Source organism: Mongoliibacter sp., assembly GCF_007692705.1.
Lineage (GTDB): Bacteria > Bacteroidota > Bacteroidia > Cytophagales > Cyclobacteriaceae > Mongoliibacter.
Genome location: NZ_REBN01000075.1, coordinates 22,864 through 43,692, shown reverse-complemented (window position 1 = coordinate 43,692; position 20,829 = coordinate 22,864). Strand labels below are relative to the sequence as shown.

18 protein-coding genes are annotated in these 20,829 nt (G+C 37.6%); 6 read left to right on the top strand and 12 right to left on the bottom strand.

The annotated features are described in order from the left end of the window. Positions 1 to 237: 237 nt before the first annotated feature. Positions 238 to 3,012, bottom strand: a complete 2,775-nt coding sequence (gene acnA / locus EA341_RS01935; RefSeq protein WP_293010995.1) for an aconitate hydratase AcnA — start codon at positions 3,010 to 3,012, stop codon at positions 238 to 240. Positions 3,013 to 3,145: 133 nt separating this feature from the next. On the opposite strand from acnA, the gene EA341_RS01930 reads away from it, so the two are divergent. After that, positions 3,146 to 4,183 (top strand): endonuclease/exonuclease/phosphatase family protein, encoded by a 1,038-nt coding sequence (locus EA341_RS01930; protein WP_293010994.1) that lies wholly within the window; start codon positions 3,146 to 3,148, stop codon positions 4,181 to 4,183. Positions 4,184 to 4,281: 98 nt separating this feature from the next. Here EA341_RS01930 and EA341_RS01925 read toward each other — a convergent pair whose 3' ends face one another. Genes EA341_RS01925 through EA341_RS01910 form a run of 4 tightly spaced genes read right to left on the bottom strand, consistent with a single transcriptional unit; the run spans position 4,282 to position 7,190 of the window. Then, positions 4,282 to 5,253, bottom strand: a complete 972-nt coding sequence (locus tag EA341_RS01925) for an MlaD family protein (RefSeq protein WP_293010993.1) — start codon at positions 5,251 to 5,253, stop codon at positions 4,282 to 4,284. After that, positions 5,253 to 6,014 (bottom strand): ABC transporter ATP-binding protein, encoded by a 762-nt coding sequence (locus tag EA341_RS01920; RefSeq protein WP_293010992.1) that lies wholly within the window; start codon positions 6,012 to 6,014, stop codon positions 5,253 to 5,255. Before EA341_RS01920 ends, EA341_RS01925 begins: the two co-directional genes overlap by 1 nt. Further along, entirely contained in the window at positions 6,007 to 6,804 is a 798-nt protein-coding gene (locus EA341_RS01915; RefSeq protein ID WP_293010991.1) for an ABC transporter permease, read from the bottom strand. Before EA341_RS01915 ends, EA341_RS01920 begins: the two co-directional genes overlap by 8 nt. A gap of 20 nt (positions 6,805 to 6,824) precedes the next feature. Then, positions 6,825 to 7,190 (bottom strand): response regulator, encoded by a 366-nt coding sequence (locus tag EA341_RS01910; protein WP_293010990.1) that lies wholly within the window; start codon positions 7,188 to 7,190, stop codon positions 6,825 to 6,827. 528 nt (positions 7,191 to 7,718) lie between these two features. Between EA341_RS01910 and EA341_RS01905 the strand changes: the two genes are divergently transcribed. Beyond that, the gene (locus EA341_RS01905; RefSeq protein ID WP_293010989.1) at positions 7,719 to 9,095 is read left to right on the top strand and encodes a TIGR00341 family protein; all 1,377 of its coding nucleotides are present in this window, start codon (positions 7,719 to 7,721) and stop codon (positions 9,093 to 9,095) included. Positions 9,096 to 9,317: 222 nt separating this feature from the next. Here EA341_RS01905 and floA read toward each other — a convergent pair whose 3' ends face one another. From floA to proS, 3 genes are all read right to left on the bottom strand, one after another. Next, a complete protein-coding gene (floA, locus tag EA341_RS01900) occupies positions 9,318 to 10,337 on the bottom strand; it encodes a flotillin-like protein FloA (protein ID WP_293010988.1) in 1,020 nt (339 codons plus the stop codon). A 3-nt stretch (positions 10,338 to 10,340) separates the two neighbouring features. Then, the gene (locus EA341_RS01895) at positions 10,341 to 10,802 is read right to left on the bottom strand and encodes an NfeD family protein (protein ID WP_293010987.1); all 462 of its coding nucleotides are present in this window, start codon (positions 10,800 to 10,802) and stop codon (positions 10,341 to 10,343) included. A 390-nt stretch (positions 10,803 to 11,192) separates the two neighbouring features. After that, a complete protein-coding gene (proS, locus tag EA341_RS01890; protein ID WP_293010986.1) occupies positions 11,193 to 12,674 on the bottom strand; it encodes a proline--tRNA ligase in 1,482 nt (493 codons plus the stop codon). A 128-nt stretch (positions 12,675 to 12,802) separates the two neighbouring features. Between proS and EA341_RS01885 the strand changes: the two genes are divergently transcribed. Together EA341_RS01885 and EA341_RS01880 are read left to right on the top strand one after the other, a co-directional pair. Then, complete coding sequence (locus EA341_RS01885) at positions 12,803 to 14,248, top strand: hypothetical protein (RefSeq protein ID WP_293010985.1); 1,446 nt, start codon at positions 12,803 to 12,805, stop codon at positions 14,246 to 14,248. A gap of 85 nt (positions 14,249 to 14,333) precedes the next feature. Then, positions 14,334 to 15,851 (top strand): OmpP1/FadL family transporter, encoded by a 1,518-nt coding sequence (locus EA341_RS01880; protein ID WP_293010984.1) that lies wholly within the window; start codon positions 14,334 to 14,336, stop codon positions 15,849 to 15,851. Here EA341_RS01880 and EA341_RS01875 read toward each other — a convergent pair. Genes EA341_RS01875 through EA341_RS01865 form a run of 3 tightly spaced genes read right to left on the bottom strand, consistent with a single transcriptional unit; the run spans position 15,841 to position 18,006 of the window. Beyond that, a complete protein-coding gene (locus EA341_RS01875; protein ID WP_293010983.1) occupies positions 15,841 to 16,371 on the bottom strand; it encodes a shikimate kinase in 531 nt (176 codons plus the stop codon). The two genes, EA341_RS01880 and EA341_RS01875, sit on opposite strands and share 11 nt — an antisense overlap. Beyond that, entirely contained in the window at positions 16,368 to 17,468 is a 1,101-nt protein-coding gene (locus EA341_RS01870) for a BT_3928 family protein (RefSeq protein WP_293010982.1), read from the bottom strand. Before EA341_RS01870 ends, EA341_RS01875 begins: the two co-directional genes overlap by 4 nt. Further along, entirely contained in the window at positions 17,461 to 18,006 is a 546-nt protein-coding gene (locus EA341_RS01865; protein ID WP_293010981.1) for a DUF1599 domain-containing protein, read from the bottom strand. Before EA341_RS01865 ends, EA341_RS01870 begins: the two co-directional genes overlap by 8 nt. A gap of 14 nt (positions 18,007 to 18,020) precedes the next feature. On the opposite strand from EA341_RS01865, the gene folP reads away from it, so the two are divergent. Both folP and cdaA read left to right on the top strand, forming a co-directional pair. Next, positions 18,021 to 18,905 (top strand): dihydropteroate synthase, encoded by an 885-nt coding sequence (folP, locus tag EA341_RS01860; RefSeq protein ID WP_293010980.1) that lies wholly within the window; start codon positions 18,021 to 18,023, stop codon positions 18,903 to 18,905. Beyond that, on the top strand, positions 18,902 to 19,786 hold the full coding sequence (cdaA, locus tag EA341_RS01855; protein ID WP_293010979.1) for a diadenylate cyclase CdaA: 885 nt from the start codon (positions 18,902 to 18,904) through the stop codon (positions 19,784 to 19,786). Before folP ends, cdaA begins: the two co-directional genes overlap by 4 nt. A 156-nt stretch (positions 19,787 to 19,942) precedes the next feature. Here the strand turns inward: cdaA and EA341_RS01850 are convergent, their stop codons facing one another. After that, positions 19,943 to 20,821 carry a YicC/YloC family endoribonuclease gene (locus tag EA341_RS01850; RefSeq protein WP_293010978.1) on the bottom strand — a complete coding sequence of 293 codons (879 nt, stop codon included), beginning with the start codon at positions 20,819 to 20,821 and terminating at the stop codon, positions 19,943 to 19,945. Positions 20,822 to 20,829 lie beyond the last annotated feature (8 nt).

Sequence of the window (20,829 nt, the reverse complement as noted above, 5' to 3'; positions counted from 1 at the left end):
ATTAAAAAAAATATCTGATAAAAACTTATTTAATAAAAATTTTAATTAAGTATCGAATAATAAAAAATTAATTTGGTTTAGTAAATCGATTTAGTTAATTATTTCATCATATTTTCAATTGGTTTGGACTCTTTGATTTTTTCTCAAAATTTTATTTATTGGGTATTCCTGAAAAGCTGTATCCACAAAAAAAGACCGAATTAAATCCGGTCTTTTCACTTCTAATATTCTCCAATTTTATTTTTTCAGAAAATCCCTTAGTACATAATGCAGGATTCCTCCATTTTTGTAATATTCAACCTCAATTGCAGAATCTAACCTGCAGAGTACTTCAAATTCAACTTTGCTACCATCTTCTTTTTCGGCAGTTACCTGTAATTGCTTAAGTGGTGAAAGTCCTTCGGAAATTCCTCTAATGGAAAAAATTTCTTTGCCTGAAAGATTCAGACTTTCCGCTGTTTCGCCTTTGTCATATTGTAAGGGTAAAACACCCATTCCCACAAGGTTACTTCTATGTATCCTTTCATAACTTTCCGCAATAACAGCTTTGATTCCCAGAAGACTAGTACCTTTAGCAGCCCAATCTCTTGAAGAACCACTTCCATATTCTTTACCCGCCAATACTATGAGAGGAGTATTGTCTTTCAAGTATTTTTCAGCGGCCTCATACACACTCATTTCTTCGCCTGAAGGAATATGGAGAGTGTAACCTCCTTCTCGCTCTGCCAACTGATTTTTGATCCTTACATTAGCAAAAGTACCTCTCACCATGACCTCATCATTTCCCCTTCTCGATCCATAGGAATTAAAGTCCTTTCTTGCTACTCCCCGGTTGATCAAGTATTGCCCAGCAGGACTGGACTCCGCAAATGAACCCGCAGGAGAAATATGGTCTGTAGTAATAGAATCTCCTAGTTTTAGTAAAACCCGTCCAGATTCGATATCATTTGGTTCTGCTACGACTTCTGAAATACCATTGAAGAACGGTGCTTCTTTAATATAAGTACTTTCGGATGACCAGTTATAGACCTTATCTTTTGGTGCTTCAAGTTGTTTCCACATTTCATTTCCCTCAAAAATTTCACCGTAACTCTTGGCGTAATGCTTCGGAGATAATACCTGACTCATCACTTCACTGATTTCATCATTGGAAGGCCAGATATCTTTTAGATAAACTGGCTCAAGGTTGGGGTCATGCCCTATAGGCTCATTGAGTAGATCTATATCCACACGTCCAGCCAAGGCAAAGGCTACTACAAGCATGGGAGACATGAGATAATTCATTTTGACCTGCGGATGCACTCTAGCCTCAAAATTTCTATTCCCTGAAAGGACAGAACTCACTACCAAATCATTTTCTTCCACAGCACTTGCAATATGCCTGGGTAAAGGTCCTGAATTTCCAATACAGGAAGTACAGCCATAACCCACCACATGAAAGCGTAATGCTTCAAGGTCATCTAATAAACCTGATTTATCTAGGTAATCTGTTACTACTTTTGAGCCAGGCGCTAGTGATGTTTTCACCCATGGCTTCACATCTAATCCTCTTTCCCTCGCTTTTTTAGCCACAAGGCCAGCCCCCAACATGACAGATGGATTCGATGTATTTGTACAAGAAGTAATGGCCGCAATTACAATTGAACCATCATGAAGGGCAAATTTCTCATTATGCAATTTAACCACTACCGTTTTTAGTCCATCCTTGACTTTGGTTTCATATTCAACTCCTTTTGGATCCCCACCTCTATTTTCTCCAGGCTGACTTCCACCTTCACCATACCATCTACCTTCCTCTCTTTTATCAATGGGGATATATTCTCTGCCATGTACACTTTCCAAAAGCTCCCCAAACTTATTTTTAAACTCTCTTAAAAGGATCTTATCCTGGGGTCTTTTGGGACCTGAAACAGTTGGCTCCACACTGCTGAGATCCAACTCCAAGAGTGAGCTATACTTTATTTTGTCCTCGTTTTCTCTCCATAACATATTGGATTGGCAATATTTTTTCACCAAGTCAATCTGATCTCCAGTACGATTGGTTTTCTCCATATAATCCAAAGTCCTGTCATCTATTGGAAAATAAGTTACCGTACAACCAAACTCAGGCGACATGTTGGCAATAGTGGCTCTATCAGGAACTGAAAGATGGTCAAGGCCAGAACCAAAAACCTCCACAAACTTACCTACAACACCATGCTTCCTTAGCAATTCGGTTATGGTTAAAACCATATCGGTTGCTGTAATACCCAACTGTAATTTCCCAGTAAGTTTTAACCCCACTACCTCAGGCATGATAAAATAAATAGGTTGGCCCAGTATTGCAGCTTCTGCCTCTATGCCTCCTACGCCCCAGGCTACAACACCAATCCCATTGACCATGGGGGTATGTGAATCTGTTCCAACTAAAGTGTCTGGAAATACATTACCATCTCTTGAAATCACACCTTGAGCAAGGTATTCCAGATTGACCTGATGACAAATACCCATTCCTGGAGGAACAACTGAAAAATTATCAAAAGCTTTTTGCGCCCATTTCAAAAACTGATACCGTTCGCCATTTCTCTCATATTCAACTTCCACATTTTTTTGATATGAATAATTTGTACCAAAAAAATCTACTTGAACAGAATGATCAATTACCAAATCCACTGGTATAAGAGGATTGATTTTATTGGGATCTTTACCTTTTCTTACGGCCTCTGCCCTTAAAGATGCAATATCCACAACTGCTGGAACTCCTGTAAAATCCTGCATCAAAACTCTGGCAGGCTTGAATGGAATATCCTTGTCAGATGGATCTGGAGTCCAAGTGGCGAGAGTTTCTATATGCTCCTTGGTAACACCAAAGTCATCAAAATTTCTAAGGGCATTTTCCAGAAGTATTCTTATCGAAAAAGGAAGGGATTCAATATCATATCCAGCTTCCTGTAAAGATGCAAGACTCCAATAATTTAGTTTGCCATTTTTAGAGTCTAATTGTTTTTGGGTGTCCTGTGGATGAATTTTCATAAATATTGGATTTTATTAAAAAGATGATTCATAATTATAACTGAAATCACATCGTATTAATTCTCAATTTACTTAAATTATGGCCAATACGATTTTAAAAAGGTAGTTTTTTGAAATTCTATAAAGGCAGACTATGGTAACAGCACTTATAATTATAAGTCTTATTATGATTTTGGCTACTTTTATTCCGGTCATTAAAAAAGACCATTGGACTTTTCGCATCTTCGATTACCCAAGATTTCAGAAAATAACACTTTGCTCTCTAATTGTAATAGCTTGGCTTTTTTTTGACATAAAAGAAAATATACTTCAATTCGCAGTCTTTATGGGCTTGATTTTAAGTGTGCTTTATCTGGCTTATCAAATTTTCCCTTTTACTCCATTTGGAAAAAAAATGGTCCAAAACAGTAAAGAAAAAAATGGCAAAATACTTTCTGTTATGGTGATTAATGTATATCAATACAATAATAAATTTCAAAAAGTAATAGACTTGTTAAAGATTGAAAACCCTGACCTTTTTCTATTGGTTGAAACAGATCAAAACTGGACTGACCAAATCCAAGGCTTCAAAAAAGACTATCCATTCTTCATAGAAGTCCCAAAAGATAATACTTATGGGATGTTGTTTTTTTCTAAAATTGAAATAAAGGAAGAACACATTAATTATTTGATAGAAGAAGATGTTCCTTCTATAGAAGTGACACTTAATGATCCTGATTTCGGAGAAATAACCATTTTCGCATTACACCCAACCCCTCCCGTACCAAGTGAAAACCCAAGCAGTACAGAAAGGGATGCAGAGATTTTATTAGTCGGAAAAAAAATAAAAAATATTGAAAAGCCTGTTTTGGTCTTAGGTGACTTGAATGACGTAGGTTGGTCTTATACTAGCGAATTGTTCCTCAAGGTCAGTGGCATGCTGGATCCTCGAAGGGGTAGAGGCATGTTCAGTACTTTTCACGCAAAATATTTCTTTATGAGATGGCCTCTTGATCATATTTTTGTAAGTAAGCATTTCACATTGAAAAGCTTGAAAATTCATCAAGATATAGGCTCAGATCATTTCCCAATGAGTGGACATTTCAAATTAAACTTCATAAATGATAATGAGGGCCTAAAAGCAACACTAAGTGAAAAACTGCAGGCAAAAGAAAAGATCCAAAAGGCCTAGACAAAAAAACCTGCACAAGGCAGGCTGTTTTTTTTGATAATAAATGAAATCCAAGATCATCTCTCACTTTCTTTTTCTACTATATCTCCTCCTCGGAATCATTCGTCCTCATTGGCCTTTTCCATTCTTTTGAAACCTCTTCTAAAAGGCCAGGTGTATTCCAATGCTTCAAGGCCTCTATTGAGGTTCATGGCCGAACTGTCAGCATATATTAGCGTTTGTTTTAACCTTTCCGCAAATTCCTGATCATTGATCATCATTCCCAGGGTGTTATCCTTATCGTTCAATTTTTCTGTAACCTTGGAAAGATTACTGGTCATCTGATTGGCATTGGCGGCAGTAGCTTGCAATTCGTTGACAGATTGCTGCAAGTTTTTATAAAGTTCTTTATCAGTTACCAAATCATTGAATAAATTTCCTTCCTGATTAAGATTCTGGGCAAACTTATTCATCTCTGCAATCATTCTATTACTATTGACAGAGGCTATTTCGAGATTCTTTAAGGTATTTTTAAAATTTTCACCTAATAGACTATCCGTCATTACTGTTCCAACAATTCCTTGACCTTCAGCTATTTTTGAAGTTAGTACTTTTAGGTTCTCAGTGATAGTAACGAGATTAAGGTTATTTTCCTGGAGGGTTTCCATCATCCTATCAGTATCCAAAGGCATTTCTGCCTGTAACCTATCTCCATTTTCTACAGAAGGTGCTTGGGTAGTACCTCCATAGATGACAATGATTTTATTCCCAATAAGGCCATCTGATCCAATTGTAGCCTTAGAATCTTTACGGATATATTCCCTAACCTTTTCCTCAACATTCATGATAATCTCTACCTGGGAATCCCCATAAAAGTTAACCCGTCTTACTGTCCCGATCTTGACACCTGAAAACCAAACATTGTTCCCCACTTGCAGGCCTGCTACATCATCAAAAACCGCATTCAATGAAATGCTTTTGACAAATTTCTTCTGTTGTCCCCCCATGGTAAGTATACCTGCAACCAAAATGGCAATTCCCACTAGGACGAATATGCCAACGATGACTGTTTTTTTATTATCGTTTCTCATTATTTAATGAAGTTATAGTCATAAAATGATTTTACTCTTTGGTCAGAAGCATTATTAAAGACCTCCTCAAATGTACCTACAGCTTTAAACTGTCCATCCAACAATACAGCCATCCTATCACCCGTGGCTTTAGCACATGTCAGGTCATGAGTAATGACAATAGATGAAGTATTGAATTGCTCTCTTACCTGGGTAATCAACTTGTTGATATCTCCACAGGTAATTGGGTCAAGTCCCGCCGTAGGTTCATCATAGAGCATGATTTCTGGGTTGAGAATCAAAGTTCGTGCTACGCCTATTCTTTTTTTCTGTCCTCCTGACAGTTCAGATGGCATTTGATTGACTGATTGAGGCAAACCAACAGCATCCAACAACTCGTCTACTTTTTTATCAATCTCCTTCCTCGTCAATCCTTTGATATTTCGGGTCAAAGGAAATACAAGGTTCTCTTTGACAGTCATACTGTCATATAAGGCTGAGTGCTGAAATGAAAATCCAATCTTCAATCTCAGTTTATTAAACTCTTTTAAAGAAAGCCCAGCTGTATTTTTACCAAGTATTTCAATATCTCCTTCATCCTGAGTAAGAAGACCAACCATTATTTTGATCAATACCGACTTTCCACTACCGGATTTACCTAAGACTACTAAGTTTTCCCCCTTGTACAAATCCAGGTCAACTCCCATCAGTACATGATTTTCATCGAAAGACTTTTTCAAGCCTCTGATTTTTACCACCTTTTCATTTTCTTCATTATGCATATCTGATGGCATTTACAATTTGTAGGAATAGCAATTCCTCTATGAATATTAAAAACATTGCCATCACTACAGAAGCATTGGCTGCTTTTCCTACTCCTTCTGTCCCTTTAGATGAGTTGTATCCCTTATAACATCCCACTATACCTATGGTGAACCCAAAGACAAGAGACTTTATAATGGATGAAAATAAATCCAGAAAAGAGATTGCTTCAAATACTTGAACGAAGAAAGTTGAAAGACTGACTAGCTCATTTGCATTTACACTTAAAAATGAACCCATCAAAGCTACAAAATCTGTGTACATCACCAATATGGGGATCATGAATGTGGTAGCAACAGTCCTGGTAACTACTAAATATTTAAAGGGATTGATAGCTGAAACTTCCATTGCATCAATCTGCTCCGTCACTTTCATAGAGCCTATTTCTGCACCAATACTTGACCCCACTTTTCCAGCTGCAATAAGTGCGGTAACCAAAGGACCCATAGCCCTTACCACTGCTATGGATATCAGGGCAGGCAACCAGCTAGTGGCACCAAATTCGGTAAGAGAAGGCCTGGACTGATTGGTAAAAACTATTCCAACAATAAAACCGGTAAGGGAAATTAATGGCAATGACCTATACCCAATTTCATAGGATTGGCGCATGATCTCTCTGAACTCAAACGGAGGCTTAAATGCCTCCTGAAAGAAACGCTTAACAAAAGAAAAAGCACTTGCAAGACCAATGAAAAACCGGTCGATTTTTTTACTTATTAAAGGCTTATTTTCATTACTTATTCCAGGCATATAAAATTAATCAAATACTATTAGTTTTCAATTTCTAAGATTTCAGACATGATCTCATTTTTTAAAGGTTTGATCAAAAATCCGGAAACCAAATCATAATCCATGCTTGCTTGAATGTCTTCTGGATCCATAGAAGAAGTAAGCATCTTTACTTCAATTTTTATTCCTTTGGAGTTAAGCAAATCTAAAAAATCCCAGCCTCTCATTTCAGGCATATTGACATCCAAAATCAAAAGGTCAGTACTATTCGCTTCCAGCCAATCCAAAGCATTGTAGGGATTTTCAAAGAAGAAAAGTTCCAACTCAGGCTTTAACCTCAATAGGTTTTTTTTGTTTATCATGTGCTGGATGGTGTCATCATCTACAAATACAATTCTGTTAATCATACGCTAATCTTTTAAAATAAATCAGTTTTTAAAAACGATAATTTTTAAGCATTAGATTATGTCCATTCAAAATCCGTGCGACTTAAAACATCAGATAAGACACAAATATAAAAACAATTGATAGGGTGAGAGGATAAATCTTTCGGAATTCTATATTTAGCTAAGACTAAATTTTTTAGCCTACCCTGTATAAGGCATGGCTAAACCAACTATAGTAGTCATACAATCAGAACCTTAACCTATACAGACACAATTTAGATTAAAGCCAAATCTATACTGAATTTTATACTTAATTAAGAAAAAAACTTGATAATTGAAAATTTTTCAGGCTGCTCTACAAGGTAATTTTAAACATATCCTCCCCGAAAAACAGTCTTAAACCAATTTATCCTACTTGGTCTTTTTGGGGTGATTTGTACTCTTCAATTACTTTTCATGAATGAAAAATGACATTATCAAAATTGACTTTTCTATTATTAATTTTGAGGTTTTATTTAGATTGCCGAATTATAATATTTTCAAAAAAATATGGAGACGAGCAAAAAAGCTTTAAGCATAAGGAAGAGAATCTTAGAAATCCTTTTGTTCTTCAGGGACAGATTTGATTTGCATGAAGGCAAAGAAGACGAACTGGAAACCATAGATTACATCCGCAAAAATATTGAGTTCAAAGGTGCTAATTTGTGGATTTTGATCTTCGCGATTTTTGTGGCTTCGGTAGGTTTGAATGTGAACTCCACTGCTGTGATTATAGGTGCGATGCTAATTTCCCCACTCATGGGTCCCATCATGGGAATAGGGTTGGCAGCAGGGATTAATGATTTTGAGCTACTCAAAAAATCCATGAAGAATTTGGGTATTGCAGTATTGATTTCAATTTTAACAAGTACTATTTACTTCTCTTTTACACCTTTGGATGATGCACAATCTGAGCTTCTTGCAAGAACTGAACCGACCATTTGGGATGTCTTGATAGCACTCTTTGGAGGTCTAGCGGGTATAGTCGCAGGATCCAGAAAAGAAAAGAGTAATGCCATCCCAGGTGTTGCCATTGCGACCGCTTTGATGCCTCCTCTTTGCACGGCGGGTTATGGTTTAGCGACAGCAAACCTTTATTACTTTTTTGGTGCCTTTTACCTGTTTTTTATCAACTCTGTTTTCATCAGTCTCTCGACTTACCTGATCGTAAGATTTATGAAATTTCCCAAAAAAGAATTTATGGATAGAAAAAGGGAAAAAACTGTTAAAACCTATATTACTGTATTCACTATTCTCACCATAGTTCCAAGTGTTTATTTGGCCTATAATATTGTAAAAAGAACTATCTGGGAAAAATCAGCAACCCAGTTTGTAGCCGCAGAACTGGAGTTTCCAAATACTCAAGTACTATCTTCAAATTTGAATTTTGATGCAGACTCTGCTGTCATTGACATAAGCTTGATAGGAGAAAGAATTTCCGATGAAGAAATAATTATTTTACAGAGGAAATTATCAGTATTCAATCTCACAAACACCTATCTGAACATCAAACAAAGTGGCGATACCGGCACAGACTTGAATATACTTAGGTCTGATATTTTAAAAGACCTATATGAAAGAAATGAGCTTCAAATACAAGATAAGGATAGGCGTATAGCCTTACTTGAAAGAGAATTGGAAGAGTATGGCAGCAACAATAGACAGGTGATGGATATCGCAAGAGAAGCAAGGGTCAATCATAATGGACTACAAAATTTCTCCATAAATAGGGCAATAATTGCGAATCTTTCAGAAAACAAACAGGATACCATTCTTATGGCATATGCCAAATTTGGTCGCGTACCAAGCAGCCAAGAATTAATCAAGTTTGAAGAGTGGCTAAAGATAAGGACAAAAGTAGACTCACTTACACTCATCGTTGACTAAAAAATTTATACCATTTAATCCGGTAAGCCGTAAATAAAAAATCTTCTTCTCCCATTCTAATTGATACGTTCTCGTATGAAAAAGCAGAGTAAATCTTCACTTTTGTGGTGGTTTATTCTCCAAACAGAAGAATGACTTTGACCAATGCCAAGGGTTACAGGCCAAAAAAAAACCGCTATTATAAAATAGCGGCCTTAAGAGAGTTTTTATAAATTATTCATCTTACTTATTTTCTCCTGATTTCCCTTTGCTTCCTGCCGAACTGGATGCCCCTTGTTCGGTACCGGCAATTGAAGACCTCATATCAGTATCAGACTTAATATTCTCCATTCTATAATAATCCATCACACCCAATTTCCCAGACCTGAATGCATCAGATATAGCTTTAGGGACTTCTGCTTCAGCTTCGATTACTTTAGCACGCATTTCAACTGCTTTTGCTTTCATTTCTTGTTCAAGAGCTACTGCCATTGCCCTTCTTTCTTCTGCTCTGGCTTCAGCAACCTTCAGATCTGCAGATGCTTGATCAATTTGTAATTTTGCACCTATATTGGTACCTACATCTATATCAGCTATATCAATAGATAAAATCTCAAAGGCAGTTCCTGCGTCAAGACCTCTCTCCAACACTAATTTGGATATCTTATCAGGATTCTCCAATACGCTTTTATGATTCTGGGCAGAACCTATTGACGTTACAATACCCTCTCCTACTCTCGCCAAGATTGTATCTTCACCGGCACCCCCTACCAGTTGAGCTATATTTGCTCTTACAGTCACTCTTGCTTTAGCAATAAGCTGAATACCATCTGCTGCTACAGCAGCTACGTTTGGCGTATTGATGACTTTTGGATTTACGGATATCTGAACTGCTTCGAAGACATCTCTTCCTGCTAGGTCTATCGCTGTGGCCTGTTTAAATGACAATTTAATATTGGCTTTATCTGCAGAAATCAAAGCCCTAATCACATTGGGCACATTTCCTCCAGCTAAATAGTGAGTCTCTAATTCATTTGTAGTCAAGTCCAAGCCAGCTTTTGTAGACGTAATTAGAGAATTTACTATTACACTAGGTGGCACCTTACGGATTCGCATACCAATGAGCTCCCCTATTCCTACCTTTACATTGGCAAAAATAGCGGTGATCCAGAGGTTAACTGGAACAAAATAAAGAAATACAAAAAGAAGAATCAGCCCGGCAAAAGCTGCAAATAAAATGAATGCCGAATTGGTCATTTCCATAAATTAAGATTTTACGATTATTTTATTATCTTCCAATTTACTAATAATTACTATTGAACCTACCCTAATAAAACCTGTTTCAGATTTTACTTCATAAATATTATCTCTAAACTCTACTTTTCCAAAGGGTTTGATGTCGGATACCGCCTTGCCCTCTTGACCTGCTTCAAGGCCTAAAAGCCTGTCGTCAAAGGACCTTGAAGTACTCGTATCCTTAAGCGAGAATTTATTCCAAACCCCTGATCTAAACCCATAAACCAATAAGGCCAAATTGACAAGCAATGTGCCTCCCAATACAAGTCGGCCTGTTTCTATTCCAAAAGAAATATAACCATAATAAACCCCAGCTATTGAAAAGAGCAACCCCAAAATCCCTATTATTGTTGTTCCTGGTACAAAAATAATCTCTGTCAACAAAAGGATTAGGCCTACTAATATGAGTGAAATTAATATAAACCAAGCCATATGAGTGTTAATTTTGATACTCCCAAAGCTAATAAAAACAACTAAAAATTTTATAATAAAAAAACCTCCAGTGAAGGAGGTTTTCGATTTTTTCAAATTCTATTCCAGTTGTCAGTTGATTAAACTATCAAAATTTAGTTTTAATCTGTACTTAAGGTAGTCTACACAAACAAATATAAAACTCATCGATAGACACTCAATATTATATTTTATGTGAAAATCCTGAATGATGCCAGTAGCCTAATTTTATATGTTTATCGTGAAGGAAGACGAATGACGCAAGCCTGCCTGCTGGAAAAGGCAGGACCGAAGTTTACTTAAATCCGAAATTTACACAGAATGATAGCCGTTTAACTATTCTACTGGGAAAGAAGCGGATATTCATACTTCTTAATATGCCTTAGCGAACAACACACGCCCTTTGGAAGGCTTACCTGAATATATACACTTGCCGTCTTCTTCTTTTTGATCGATAGGGATACATCTTATCGTAGCCTTAGTAAGCTCTTTGATTTTATCTTCAGTTTCCCCAGTTCCATCCCAATGAGCAGACAAGAAACCTCCCTTATTTTCCAATACTTCCTGAAATTCATCCCAAGTATTCACCTCCATAGTCATTTCCTCTCGGAAAGCAAGTGCTTTTGAATAGATGCTTTTCTGAATTTCATCGAGTTTAGCAACCACATAATCTTCAAGAACGATTTCAGATAAATCTACTGTTTCTTTGGTCAGGGTATCCCGCCTGGCAAGTTCAATAGTATTATTTTCAAGGTCCCTTGGTCCCATTGCAATCCTGAGCGGAACACCTTTCAGTTCATACTCTGCAAATTTCCATCCCGGCTTATGTGTATCCCTATTATCGAAATGAACCGAAACTCCTTTTGCACGGAGTTTTGTCATAATCTCCTTGGCTTTTGCAGAAATCTTCTCTAGCTCCTCCTCTCCTCTGTATATTGGAACAATTACAACTTGATTAGGCGCTAATTTTGGAGGGAGTACCAAACCATTATCATCAGAATGTGCCATTATCAAAGCTCCCATTAACCTTGTACTTACACCCCATGAAGTTCCCCATACATATTCCAATCCACCTTCCTTAGTAGCGAATTTGACATCAAATGCTTTTGCAAAATTCTGTCCCAGAAAATGCGAAGTACCTGCTTGGAGGGCCTTACCGTCCTGCATCATGGCTTCTATACAATAAGTATTTTCTGCACCTGCGAACCTCTCGTTTTCACTTTTCACACCTTTTACCACAGGAAGGGCCATAAATTCTTCAGCAAATGTGGCATAAATGTTCATCATCTGTACTGTCTCATCTATTGCCTCCTGCTTTAAGGCATGGGCAGTATGCCCTTCTTGCCATAAAAACTCCGTAGTCCTTAAAAACAGTCTGGTCCTCATTTCCCATCTCACCACATTTGCCCACTGATTCACCAATAATGGCAAATCTCTGTAAGATTGGATCCAATTTTTGTAAGTACTCCAGATTACAGTTTCAGAAGTAGGTCTGACAATTAATTCTTCTTCCAGCTTAGCGTCAGGATCGACAATGACACTTTTTCCATCTTCAGAGTTTTTCAACCTGTAGTGCGTGACTACTGCACATTCTTTTGCAAAGCCCTCAACATGACTGGCTTCTTTGGAAAGGTATGATTTGGGTATAAAAAGTGGGAAATATGCATTCTGATGACCTGTTTCTTTAAACATCCTGTCAAGTTCGGCCTGCATCTTTTCCCAGATAGAATAACCATATGGCTTAATTACCATACAACCTCTTACGGGGGAATTTTCAGCCAAATCCGCTCTTTTAACTAATTCGTTATACCAAAGAGAGTAATCCTCACTTCTTTTTGGCAATCCTTTGCTCATAGTGTTTTTGTTGAATTCAAAAATCTAGTTATCTTCGCTCAATACTGCGGGAGGCAAATATAAAGTAAAATTTAATAACCCTCTCTTATATGATCCGTATAAAGTAGTAGTCAGCAAAACCGAACAAAATGAAAAACCTTAATTACATCCTCACACTTGGAACTGGAGCAATGCTTCTTTTAGCTTCTTGTAGCACTAGCTACAATGCGATGAGAAGTGGTGAAACTGACGACTTGTATTTTATGTCGTCCGATGCTCAAATTGCTACAGAGTATGCAGTTTCAAACAACAACCCTCAAAACTTCCAGTCTTTAAGTACTGTATCATCTGATGAATTTGATCAGGAAAATTTCTCTGCAAGAAATGTTAATCCTGAGTATTTAGCCAGATACCAGTCCAACTCTTCTAACCAAGAGGAGGGTTCAGTATATTTTGACGAAAATCAGGGAGATGAGTCCAATCCGAACGTAAATGTTTATAATAATTTTTATGGATCAGGTGCTGGACTTCCAGGACAAGGTTTCAACCAAAGCAGGGTTAATCTTAACCTAGGATTTGGTATGGGAATGGGAGGATTTGGTTTTGGTGGCCCAATGATGGGTGGCTTCGGTTGGGGAGCTCCTATGATGGGATGGGGTTCACCATGGATGATGGGTGGATTTTATGATCCGTTTTTTGATCCCTTCTGGGGACCAGGAATGGGATTTGGAATGCGTCCTGGTTTTGGCTGGGGTATGGGTCCACGATTCGGTATGGGATGGAATTCCATGTGGGGCATGAACATGGGCTTTGGCTGGGGCGGAGGCTTCGGTTGGGGCAACCCAATGATGGGCATGGGAGGCTTCGGCATGATGGGTCCTGGATGGGGATGGGGCGGAAGGCCGATCTTCGTTACTCCAGGTTATCCAGGTGAAGCTGGCCGTCAGATAGTGAGAGGTGCAAGACCAGGTAGAGGTGCTGGTACTGGTGTTGGTGCAGGTAATTTGGCTCCTTCAAATAGGCCCGCAACTACCCGAGCTGCCAGAAGAGATGCAGCAACATCTGCATCAAGAGTAGGATCTAATAGATCTGGACTTTCTTCGTCTTCAAGTAGAAATGCCAATAGAGATTTTGGTACTTCTCAAAACGAATATGTTAGACAAAATAGCAGAATTGCAAATGCTTCCGCTAGACCTGGAGTAAGAAACACAGGTTCTGCAGCTGCAACAAGACCAAGTTCAAGAACTGGTTTGAATAACTCAAGACCAGCCTACAATAATACCAATAGACAGAATACCAGAAGTGCTTATTCTGCTCCTGCAAGGGCAAATACAAATAGAAGTAACATGGGTACCAGAACTAATCCTTCTTATAACAGAGGAAATGCTGGTTCTTATAACAATAACAGAATGGCTCCATCCAGAAGCATGAGCCCTTCTAGAAATTCAATGAGTTCACCAAGTAGAAGCAGTTCACCCGCTATGAGAAGTGCACCAAGCAGAAGCAGTGGTGGCGGTTTCAGCAGCGGAGGCGGTAGCCGAGGCGGCGGAGGTGGAATGAGCTCCGGAGGATCACGAGGAGGAAGGGGGAATTAATTCCCCCCTTTTTTTTACCTTATCAATTAATAAAGAAGGCATATTATTTGAGAAATATATACTCAGTCAACAATTCTGATTTTATATGATATCAATCAAGAAGTTATTATTATCCGCATCTTTTCTTCTATTCTCCATGTCACTTGTTGAGGCTCAAAGTGGATATTTTGAAGATGCTTTGAGATTCAGTCAGTTTTATTCCACCGGTTCTGCTCGGGTTACAGGACTTGGAGGTGCACAAATGTCTTTGGGAGGTGATATTTCCAATATACATACCAACCCAGCTGGATTGGGGTTTTTCAGAAGATCTGAGTTCAGTATTACTCCATCTTTTGGTTCATGGACAACTGAGACCAATTATCTTGATCAAATTCAGGAAAACAGGACAGGAAATATCGCTATTCCAAATCTAAGTTTGGTCATCAGCAATCCTAAGGGTCCTTTGGAAACTGGAGCTTTTAGAGGTGGTACTTTTGGAATCAGCTTTAACAGAACAAATCACTTCAATTCAAACTTTGGCTATTTTTCGGACATTGAGGGGCAAACTTCAATTATCGATGCTTTCATTCAGAATGCTAGTGGAATTCCCGAAAATCAAATCGAAAATTTCGGATTAACCGGTTTGGCTTACAACACCTTCCTAATTAACCCAATAACAGAAGATGCCAGTGGAAATCCAATCAGCAACCCTTCTGAATATGACTCATTTGTTTTAGGGTTTCCCTTTCAAGATGAATCAGTAATAACTGAAGGAAGAACTACACAAACATCCCTTTCTTATGGGGCTAATTTTAACAATAAATTGTTTGTCGGTGCAGGATTAGGTTTAACCTCTATCAGCTACACTTCTCGAAAATCATATGGTGAGGAATTTTTCAATGAGCCTTTACAAGTAACTAGTATTGAAGAGTTTTTAAATATCAACGGTTTTGGAGCAAACCTTAATCTTGGAGTAATATATAAACCAATAGATGTAGTAAATCTAGGGTTCAACTTCCAATCTCCTACTTGGTACAGACTCAACGAGGAATATGAAGCCTCTATGATCAATCAGTTTGATAATTTTTATTTTGAGCCAGAAGACATCACATTAGGAAGAGAGGAATCCAGTACGCCTATTATATTAGGAACATACAACCTCAACACCCCTATGAGATTCTCAGGCGGAGCAACATTCTTTGCCGGTAAAAACGGTTTTATCACAGCTGACATTGATTTTGTGGATTACAGCAGAGGAAGGATTAATTCAAGAGATTTCAATCCTAATGATGATAATCAGGAAATACGAAGGCTATATGGACAAACCTTTAACTATAGAGTAGGTGGTGAATACAGGATTGACAAATTTAGATTCAGAGCTGGATATGGTTTCTATGGAGATCCTTTCAGAAGTAGTACCTTTAGTCGTAGTACCCAACAATTCTCTGGTGGTTTTGGCGTAAGGTTCGAGAAATTCTATGTAGATGCAGCTTTAATGTCTATGAGATTTGATCAGCTTTACAACCCCTACTCTGTGATAGAAAATGGGCAAGAAATAGGCCCTATCATAGAAATCCGGAACAATATCACAAATGGTATGCTTACTGTAGGTTTCAATTTCTAAAAAATGTCATCAATTCAGATATCAAAAGCTCAGTGGAAATATCATCTCCACTGAGCTTTATTTTTGACTTAATATAGTATTGCTCTCTTTGGGCAAAAATATTTTTCAACTTCAAAATGATCTCCCCGTTATCCATGCCTGCAAACATAGGCCTCTTGCCTGTTTGATCTTTAGAAAGTCTTTTCAAAAGTTCTTCACAAGACACTTCAAGATAAACAGAAACAGCGCGTTCATTGATTAATTCCATATTGTCATTAAAGCAGGGAGTCCCACCTCCTGTTGAAAGCACAAAGCCTTCAGCACTTCTCAAAACTTTTTTTAAGTAGGCAGTTTCCAATTCACGAAATCGCCCCTCCCCATGATCCATAAAGATATCTTTGATAGATTTATTTTCTCCTGCCTCAATAGCTTCATCTAAATCTATAAACACAAAATTCAATTGCCTGGCTAAGAGTTTTCCGAATGTGGATTTCCCTGAACCTGGCATTCCTACCAAGACAATTATTAAAGGTGTTCTCATTTAGCATAAATGCCTATCACTTCTTCAGAAGTAGGCGTATTTCTTACATGATATTTCTTCAAGACTTCCCCGTCATCAAGTAGCATCAAACCCGGGTTAGATCTCATGATGGTTTTTATAACTGTAGCATCTGCCTGATAACCTTCTACTTCCCATCCTCTTTCTTGAATCAATCTATCAATTTCATCTTGAGAAGAAGCTGCAACAACCAATGGGGTAATCGGTGTAGCCTGTAAGCCTTTCATCACTTCATCTATTTTTTCTAAATGATTTGTATTCATTTTAGTTATAGAGGTAATTAATAAAACTGCTTTTCTACCACTAAGTATTTCATCCGTGTAGTCCCCTGCATCATTCCAAACAGCAAAATCAGATATTTTAGGTAAAGCATCTTCATTCATCAGTTTCATTTCCTTAAATTCATATGATTCATCGGAAGGGTATTGGTCAAAAATAAACTCTTCACCATCTTTTGACATCACATATTCATATTGTAAAGGAGCAGAAGGTTGCATGGCTTCGGGAATATTCACACCTTCTTTATATGCTCTAAAATCAATAAATGGAAGGTTTCTGATAGCAATGACGGCCAAGCCTACAGAAAAAACCAGACTGACTCTTACGGTCCACTTCGCCCATGTGGGACCATCATTGGATAATGAGTTTCTAAAGAAAAATAACACTGCTATCAATACTAATAATATCACATCTTTTATAAAAGATTCCCATGGTGTCAATTTGATGGCATCTCCAAAGCAACCACAATCTGTCACTTTGTTAAAATAAGCAGAGTAGAAAGTCAAGAAGGTGAAAAACAGAATCATTAAGCTCAAAGCCCAAACAGTAAACCTTAACCTGACACCCAAAATCAACATGATACCAAGTACCACCTCAGCTACCACCAGGAATACTGCCAAAGGAAGTGCAATATCCTTGAAGATGTAAAAGAATGATGCTATATCGTTGGAAAAGACATCAAAATACTCTTCCAATTTGATAGCTGTACCTACAGGATCATTGACTTTGATAAGTCCAGAGAAAATAAATAAACCTCCGACAAATAGCCGGATGATAAACAGAATGGTTTGTCTAAACATTGTAATCTAATTTGATTAAGCAGAAAACGGCATAATTGATCATATCCTGATAATTGGCTTCAATACCCTCGGAAACAATCGTTTTCCCTTGGTTATCTTCTATTTGCTTGACACGGTATAGTTTCATTAAGATGATATCAGTAATAGAGGAAACCCTCATATCCCTCCAGGCCTCCCCGTAGTCATGGTTTTTATTTTCCAAAAGACCCCTAGTATCATTTACCCACTTGTCATACATGGGTTCCAGCTCTTCAAAACTGAGTTCAAGCCTATCATCTTCCTTCAGGCTGATCTGAATCAAAGCAATCAGACAATAGTTGATAATGCCTACAAACTCATCTATAATAGGATCATTGACTTTTTGGCTACCTTTCTCCTGAATAGAGCGTATACGTTGGGCCTTGATGAATATCTGGTCAGTAATGGAAGGTAATCTCAGTATTCTCCATGCTGTACCATAATCAATGGTTTTCTTCTTAAAAAGTTCTTTACAAAAGTTGATAACTTGATTATATTCGCTAACCGTTTGCGTTTTCAAAGCTAGTTGATTTAATGTCTGATCTTTTCAATAATTCTTCGGATTTCGAAGATATAGTATTTCCCCCAAAAATAACACTCACCTGTAGAGGAAAGCTGGTTTTATTAGACAGTCCATTGATTATGGGTATTCTGAATGTAACTCCTGACTCCTTTTTTGAAAAAAGCAGGGTTATCAAAAATATGGATGCCCTCCTTTCAAAAGCCAACCAAATGATAGAGGAAGGTGCCAATATCCTGGATGTAGGAGGATATAGTAGCCGTCCAGGTGCTGATGAGGTAAGTATACAAGAAGAACTTGACCGTGTGGTTCCCGCAATAGAATCAATCAGGTCTCACTTTCCAGAAACACTGATATCCGTCGATACCTTTAGGTCAGAGGTTGCCAAATTAGCTGTCAAATCAGGCGCTGATATAGTAAATGATATCTCAGCTGGGGGCCTGGATTCAAATATGATTTCCACTGTAGGTCAGCTTTCAGTTCCTTATATCGCCATGCATATGAAAGGAAACCCTAAGACAATGCAGAGTAAAACGACATATGAAAATATTCTTTTAGAAATTGTCAGCTATTTTTCGGGAAAAATCCAGGAATGCTATAAAGCTGGCATAAAAGATGTAATAATTGACGCAGGCTTCGGTTTTTCCAAAACTTTGGATCAAAACTATTGGATTCTCAAAAATTTATCTTATTTTAAGACTATTCAGGCGCCGATGTTAGTGGGAATTTCCAGAAAGTCAATGATATATAAAAAATTGCATTTGACAGCTGAAGAATCGCTAAATGGCTCAACCGCTTTAAATATGTATGCCCTTATTCAGGGAGCAAATATTCTAAGGGTTCATGATGTAAAAGAAACTAAACAAACTATAACGCTATACAAACAACTCTACCCTTGAACTTACTTTTCAAAATAGGATTTTTAGACATCTCCATTGTGAATCTGATAGACATCACCTTGGTGAGTGTCCTCATTTATCAAGTATATAAGTTGCTTAGGGGCAGTGTTGCCATAAAAATTTTCTTGGGCTTCCTCTCCATTTACCTAGTTTACCTTATGGTAAGTGCTTTGAGAATGGAGCTTTTATCCATTATTCTTGGTCAATTTATGGGAGTGGGTGTGATCGCTGCCATTATAATTTTCGCCCCAGAAATAAGGAAATTCTTATTGATTATAGGGAGATCCTCTTTTCTGTCAAATGAAAACCTTCTTCAAGAACTTCTGTTTTGGAGAAAGCGGGAGACCCAAGCTTTCAATATCAATCCTATAATTGAAGCTGCAAAAAGTTTATCAGGTACCAATACCGGTGCTCTGATGGTTTTATCAAGCAATTCCGAATTAAAATTCTATGCAGAAAGTGGGGATATTTTGGAAGCTCAGGTCTCCAAAAGACTTTTGATATCCATTTTCAATAAATACAGCCCGTTACACGATGGTGCTGTCATTATTCATAATGGTAAAGTGAAAGCTGCCAGGTGCATACTTCCCGTCACAGAAAGAGATGTACCTGCCCAATTTGGATTAAGACACCGAGCCGCAATAGGAATGTCTGAAGCTACGGAAACGCTCGTTTTAATTATTTCAGAAGAAACAGGACAGGTTTCTCTGGCGAAAAACGGAAAAATCCTTCATAACCTATCTTTCCAGGAGGTTCGTGAGTTTATCAATGATTACCTTTCAGGTGTTGACATTGATGAAAAATTCGAGCCTATTTCGGCATATGAAAGAAGGCAAATCAAAAAAAGAGCAAGCAGTAGTAGCCCTACAAATGTATCATGATTCTATTTGGTTATGCCTTGTAATAAAACCGGGGATTTATTGAATACATTATTTAATCTAACTTTCAGAGATCATAAAAAAAGGCCTGTCAGTTGGTAAATCCCTGAGAGGCCCTTTCAATAATACGCTTTTATCAGATGTAACTGAGTGTTTATACTAAAGTATATTCAAAGACTGTTCTTTAATCTTTTCCAATTCATCTTTCATTGCTACTACATGCTGCTGCATATTGGCATCGTTTGCCTTTGAGCCAATAGTATTAATTTCTCTACCAATTTCTTGAGAAATGAAACCAAGTTTTTTGCCCTGAGCTATTCCTGTTTCGAGATTTTTTTGAAAATAATCCAAGTGTGTACCAAGCCTTACAATTTCTTCAGTAATATCGATCTTCTCAAAATAATAGATCAATTCCTGTTCAAACCTGTTTTTGTCAAATTCATTTTCTTCTAACCAGTCTTTAAAATTATTACTGATTCTTTCTCGGATTCGATTCTTACGAATTGGATCCAGTTGAATGATCTCATGAAGCCCATTTCTGATGACCTCCAGATTTTCTGAAAACTTATTCATCAACACAGCTCCTTCATCTTTTCTGAAAGAATCGCAGTTTTCCAGTGCATCATGAATTACCTTTTTAACCTGTTCCCAATTCCCAGAGTCAGATTTTTTCTCCACTACATTTGAAATGACATTGGCTGATTGTAATGCTATTTTAAATAAATCTTTAACTTCTACCCCAGCTTTTTCAGCCAAGCCTTGGTACTTGAAAATATAGGCTTCGAATAACTCCTCGTTAATCTGGACCGGGAGTTCCTGCCCTGTTTTATCCAAAAATTCTACTGTAAGGTTTACTTTACCCCTATCCAATACCTTAGAAACAATATTTCTGATTTCCAATTCTTTATCTGACAATTGTCTTGGGGAACGTATAGACAAATCCAAAAATTTTGAATTAAGCGTCTTGACCTCCGCACTAATGAGTAGCTCATCATCTTCGTAGCTGGCAGACCCATAGCCTGTCATTGATTTAATCATGTCTTTTA

What these genes read in the sequence shown, in the direction of transcription:
- acnA (WP_293010995.1), bottom strand. Translation starts at nt 3,012, where the DNA reads ATGAAAATTCATCCACAGGACACCCAAAAACAATTAGACTCTAAAAAT.
- EA341_RS01930 (WP_293010994.1), top strand. Translation starts at nt 3,146, where the DNA reads ATGGTAACAGCACTTATAATTATAAGTCTTATTATGATTTTGGCTACT.
- EA341_RS01925 (WP_293010993.1), bottom strand. Translation starts at nt 5,253, where the DNA reads ATGAGAAACGATAATAAAAAAACAGTCATCGTTGGCATATTCGTCCTA.
- EA341_RS01920 (WP_293010992.1), bottom strand. Translation starts at nt 6,014, where the DNA reads ATGCATAATGAAGAAAATGAAAAGGTGGTAAAAATCAGAGGCTTGAAA.
- EA341_RS01915 (WP_293010991.1), bottom strand. Translation starts at nt 6,804, where the DNA reads ATGCCTGGAATAAGTAATGAAAATAAGCCTTTAATAAGTAAAAAAATC.
- EA341_RS01910 (WP_293010990.1), bottom strand. Translation starts at nt 7,190, where the DNA reads ATGATTAACAGAATTGTATTTGTAGATGATGACACCATCCAGCACATG.
- EA341_RS01905 (WP_293010989.1), top strand. Translation starts at nt 7,719, where the DNA reads ATGGAGACGAGCAAAAAAGCTTTAAGCATAAGGAAGAGAATCTTAGAA.
- floA (WP_293010988.1), bottom strand. Translation starts at nt 10,337, where the DNA reads ATGGAAATGACCAATTCGGCATTCATTTTATTTGCAGCTTTTGCCGGG.
- EA341_RS01895 (WP_293010987.1), bottom strand. Translation starts at nt 10,802, where the DNA reads ATGGCTTGGTTTATATTAATTTCACTCATATTAGTAGGCCTAATCCTT.
- proS (WP_293010986.1), bottom strand. Translation starts at nt 12,674, where the DNA reads ATGAGCAAAGGATTGCCAAAAAGAAGTGAGGATTACTCTCTTTGGTAT.
- EA341_RS01885 (WP_293010985.1), top strand. Translation starts at nt 12,803, where the DNA reads ATGAAAAACCTTAATTACATCCTCACACTTGGAACTGGAGCAATGCTT.
- EA341_RS01880 (WP_293010984.1), top strand. Translation starts at nt 14,334, where the DNA reads ATGATATCAATCAAGAAGTTATTATTATCCGCATCTTTTCTTCTATTC.
- EA341_RS01875 (WP_293010983.1), bottom strand. Translation starts at nt 16,371, where the DNA reads ATGAGAACACCTTTAATAATTGTCTTGGTAGGAATGCCAGGTTCAGGG.
- EA341_RS01870 (WP_293010982.1), bottom strand. Translation starts at nt 17,468, where the DNA reads ATGTTTAGACAAACCATTCTGTTTATCATCCGGCTATTTGTCGGAGGT.
- folP (WP_293010980.1), top strand. Translation starts at nt 18,021, where the DNA reads ATGTCTGATCTTTTCAATAATTCTTCGGATTTCGAAGATATAGTATTT.
- EA341_RS01850 (WP_293010978.1), bottom strand. Translation starts at nt 20,821, where the DNA reads ATGATTAAATCAATGACAGGCTATGGGTCTGCCAGCTACGAAGATGAT.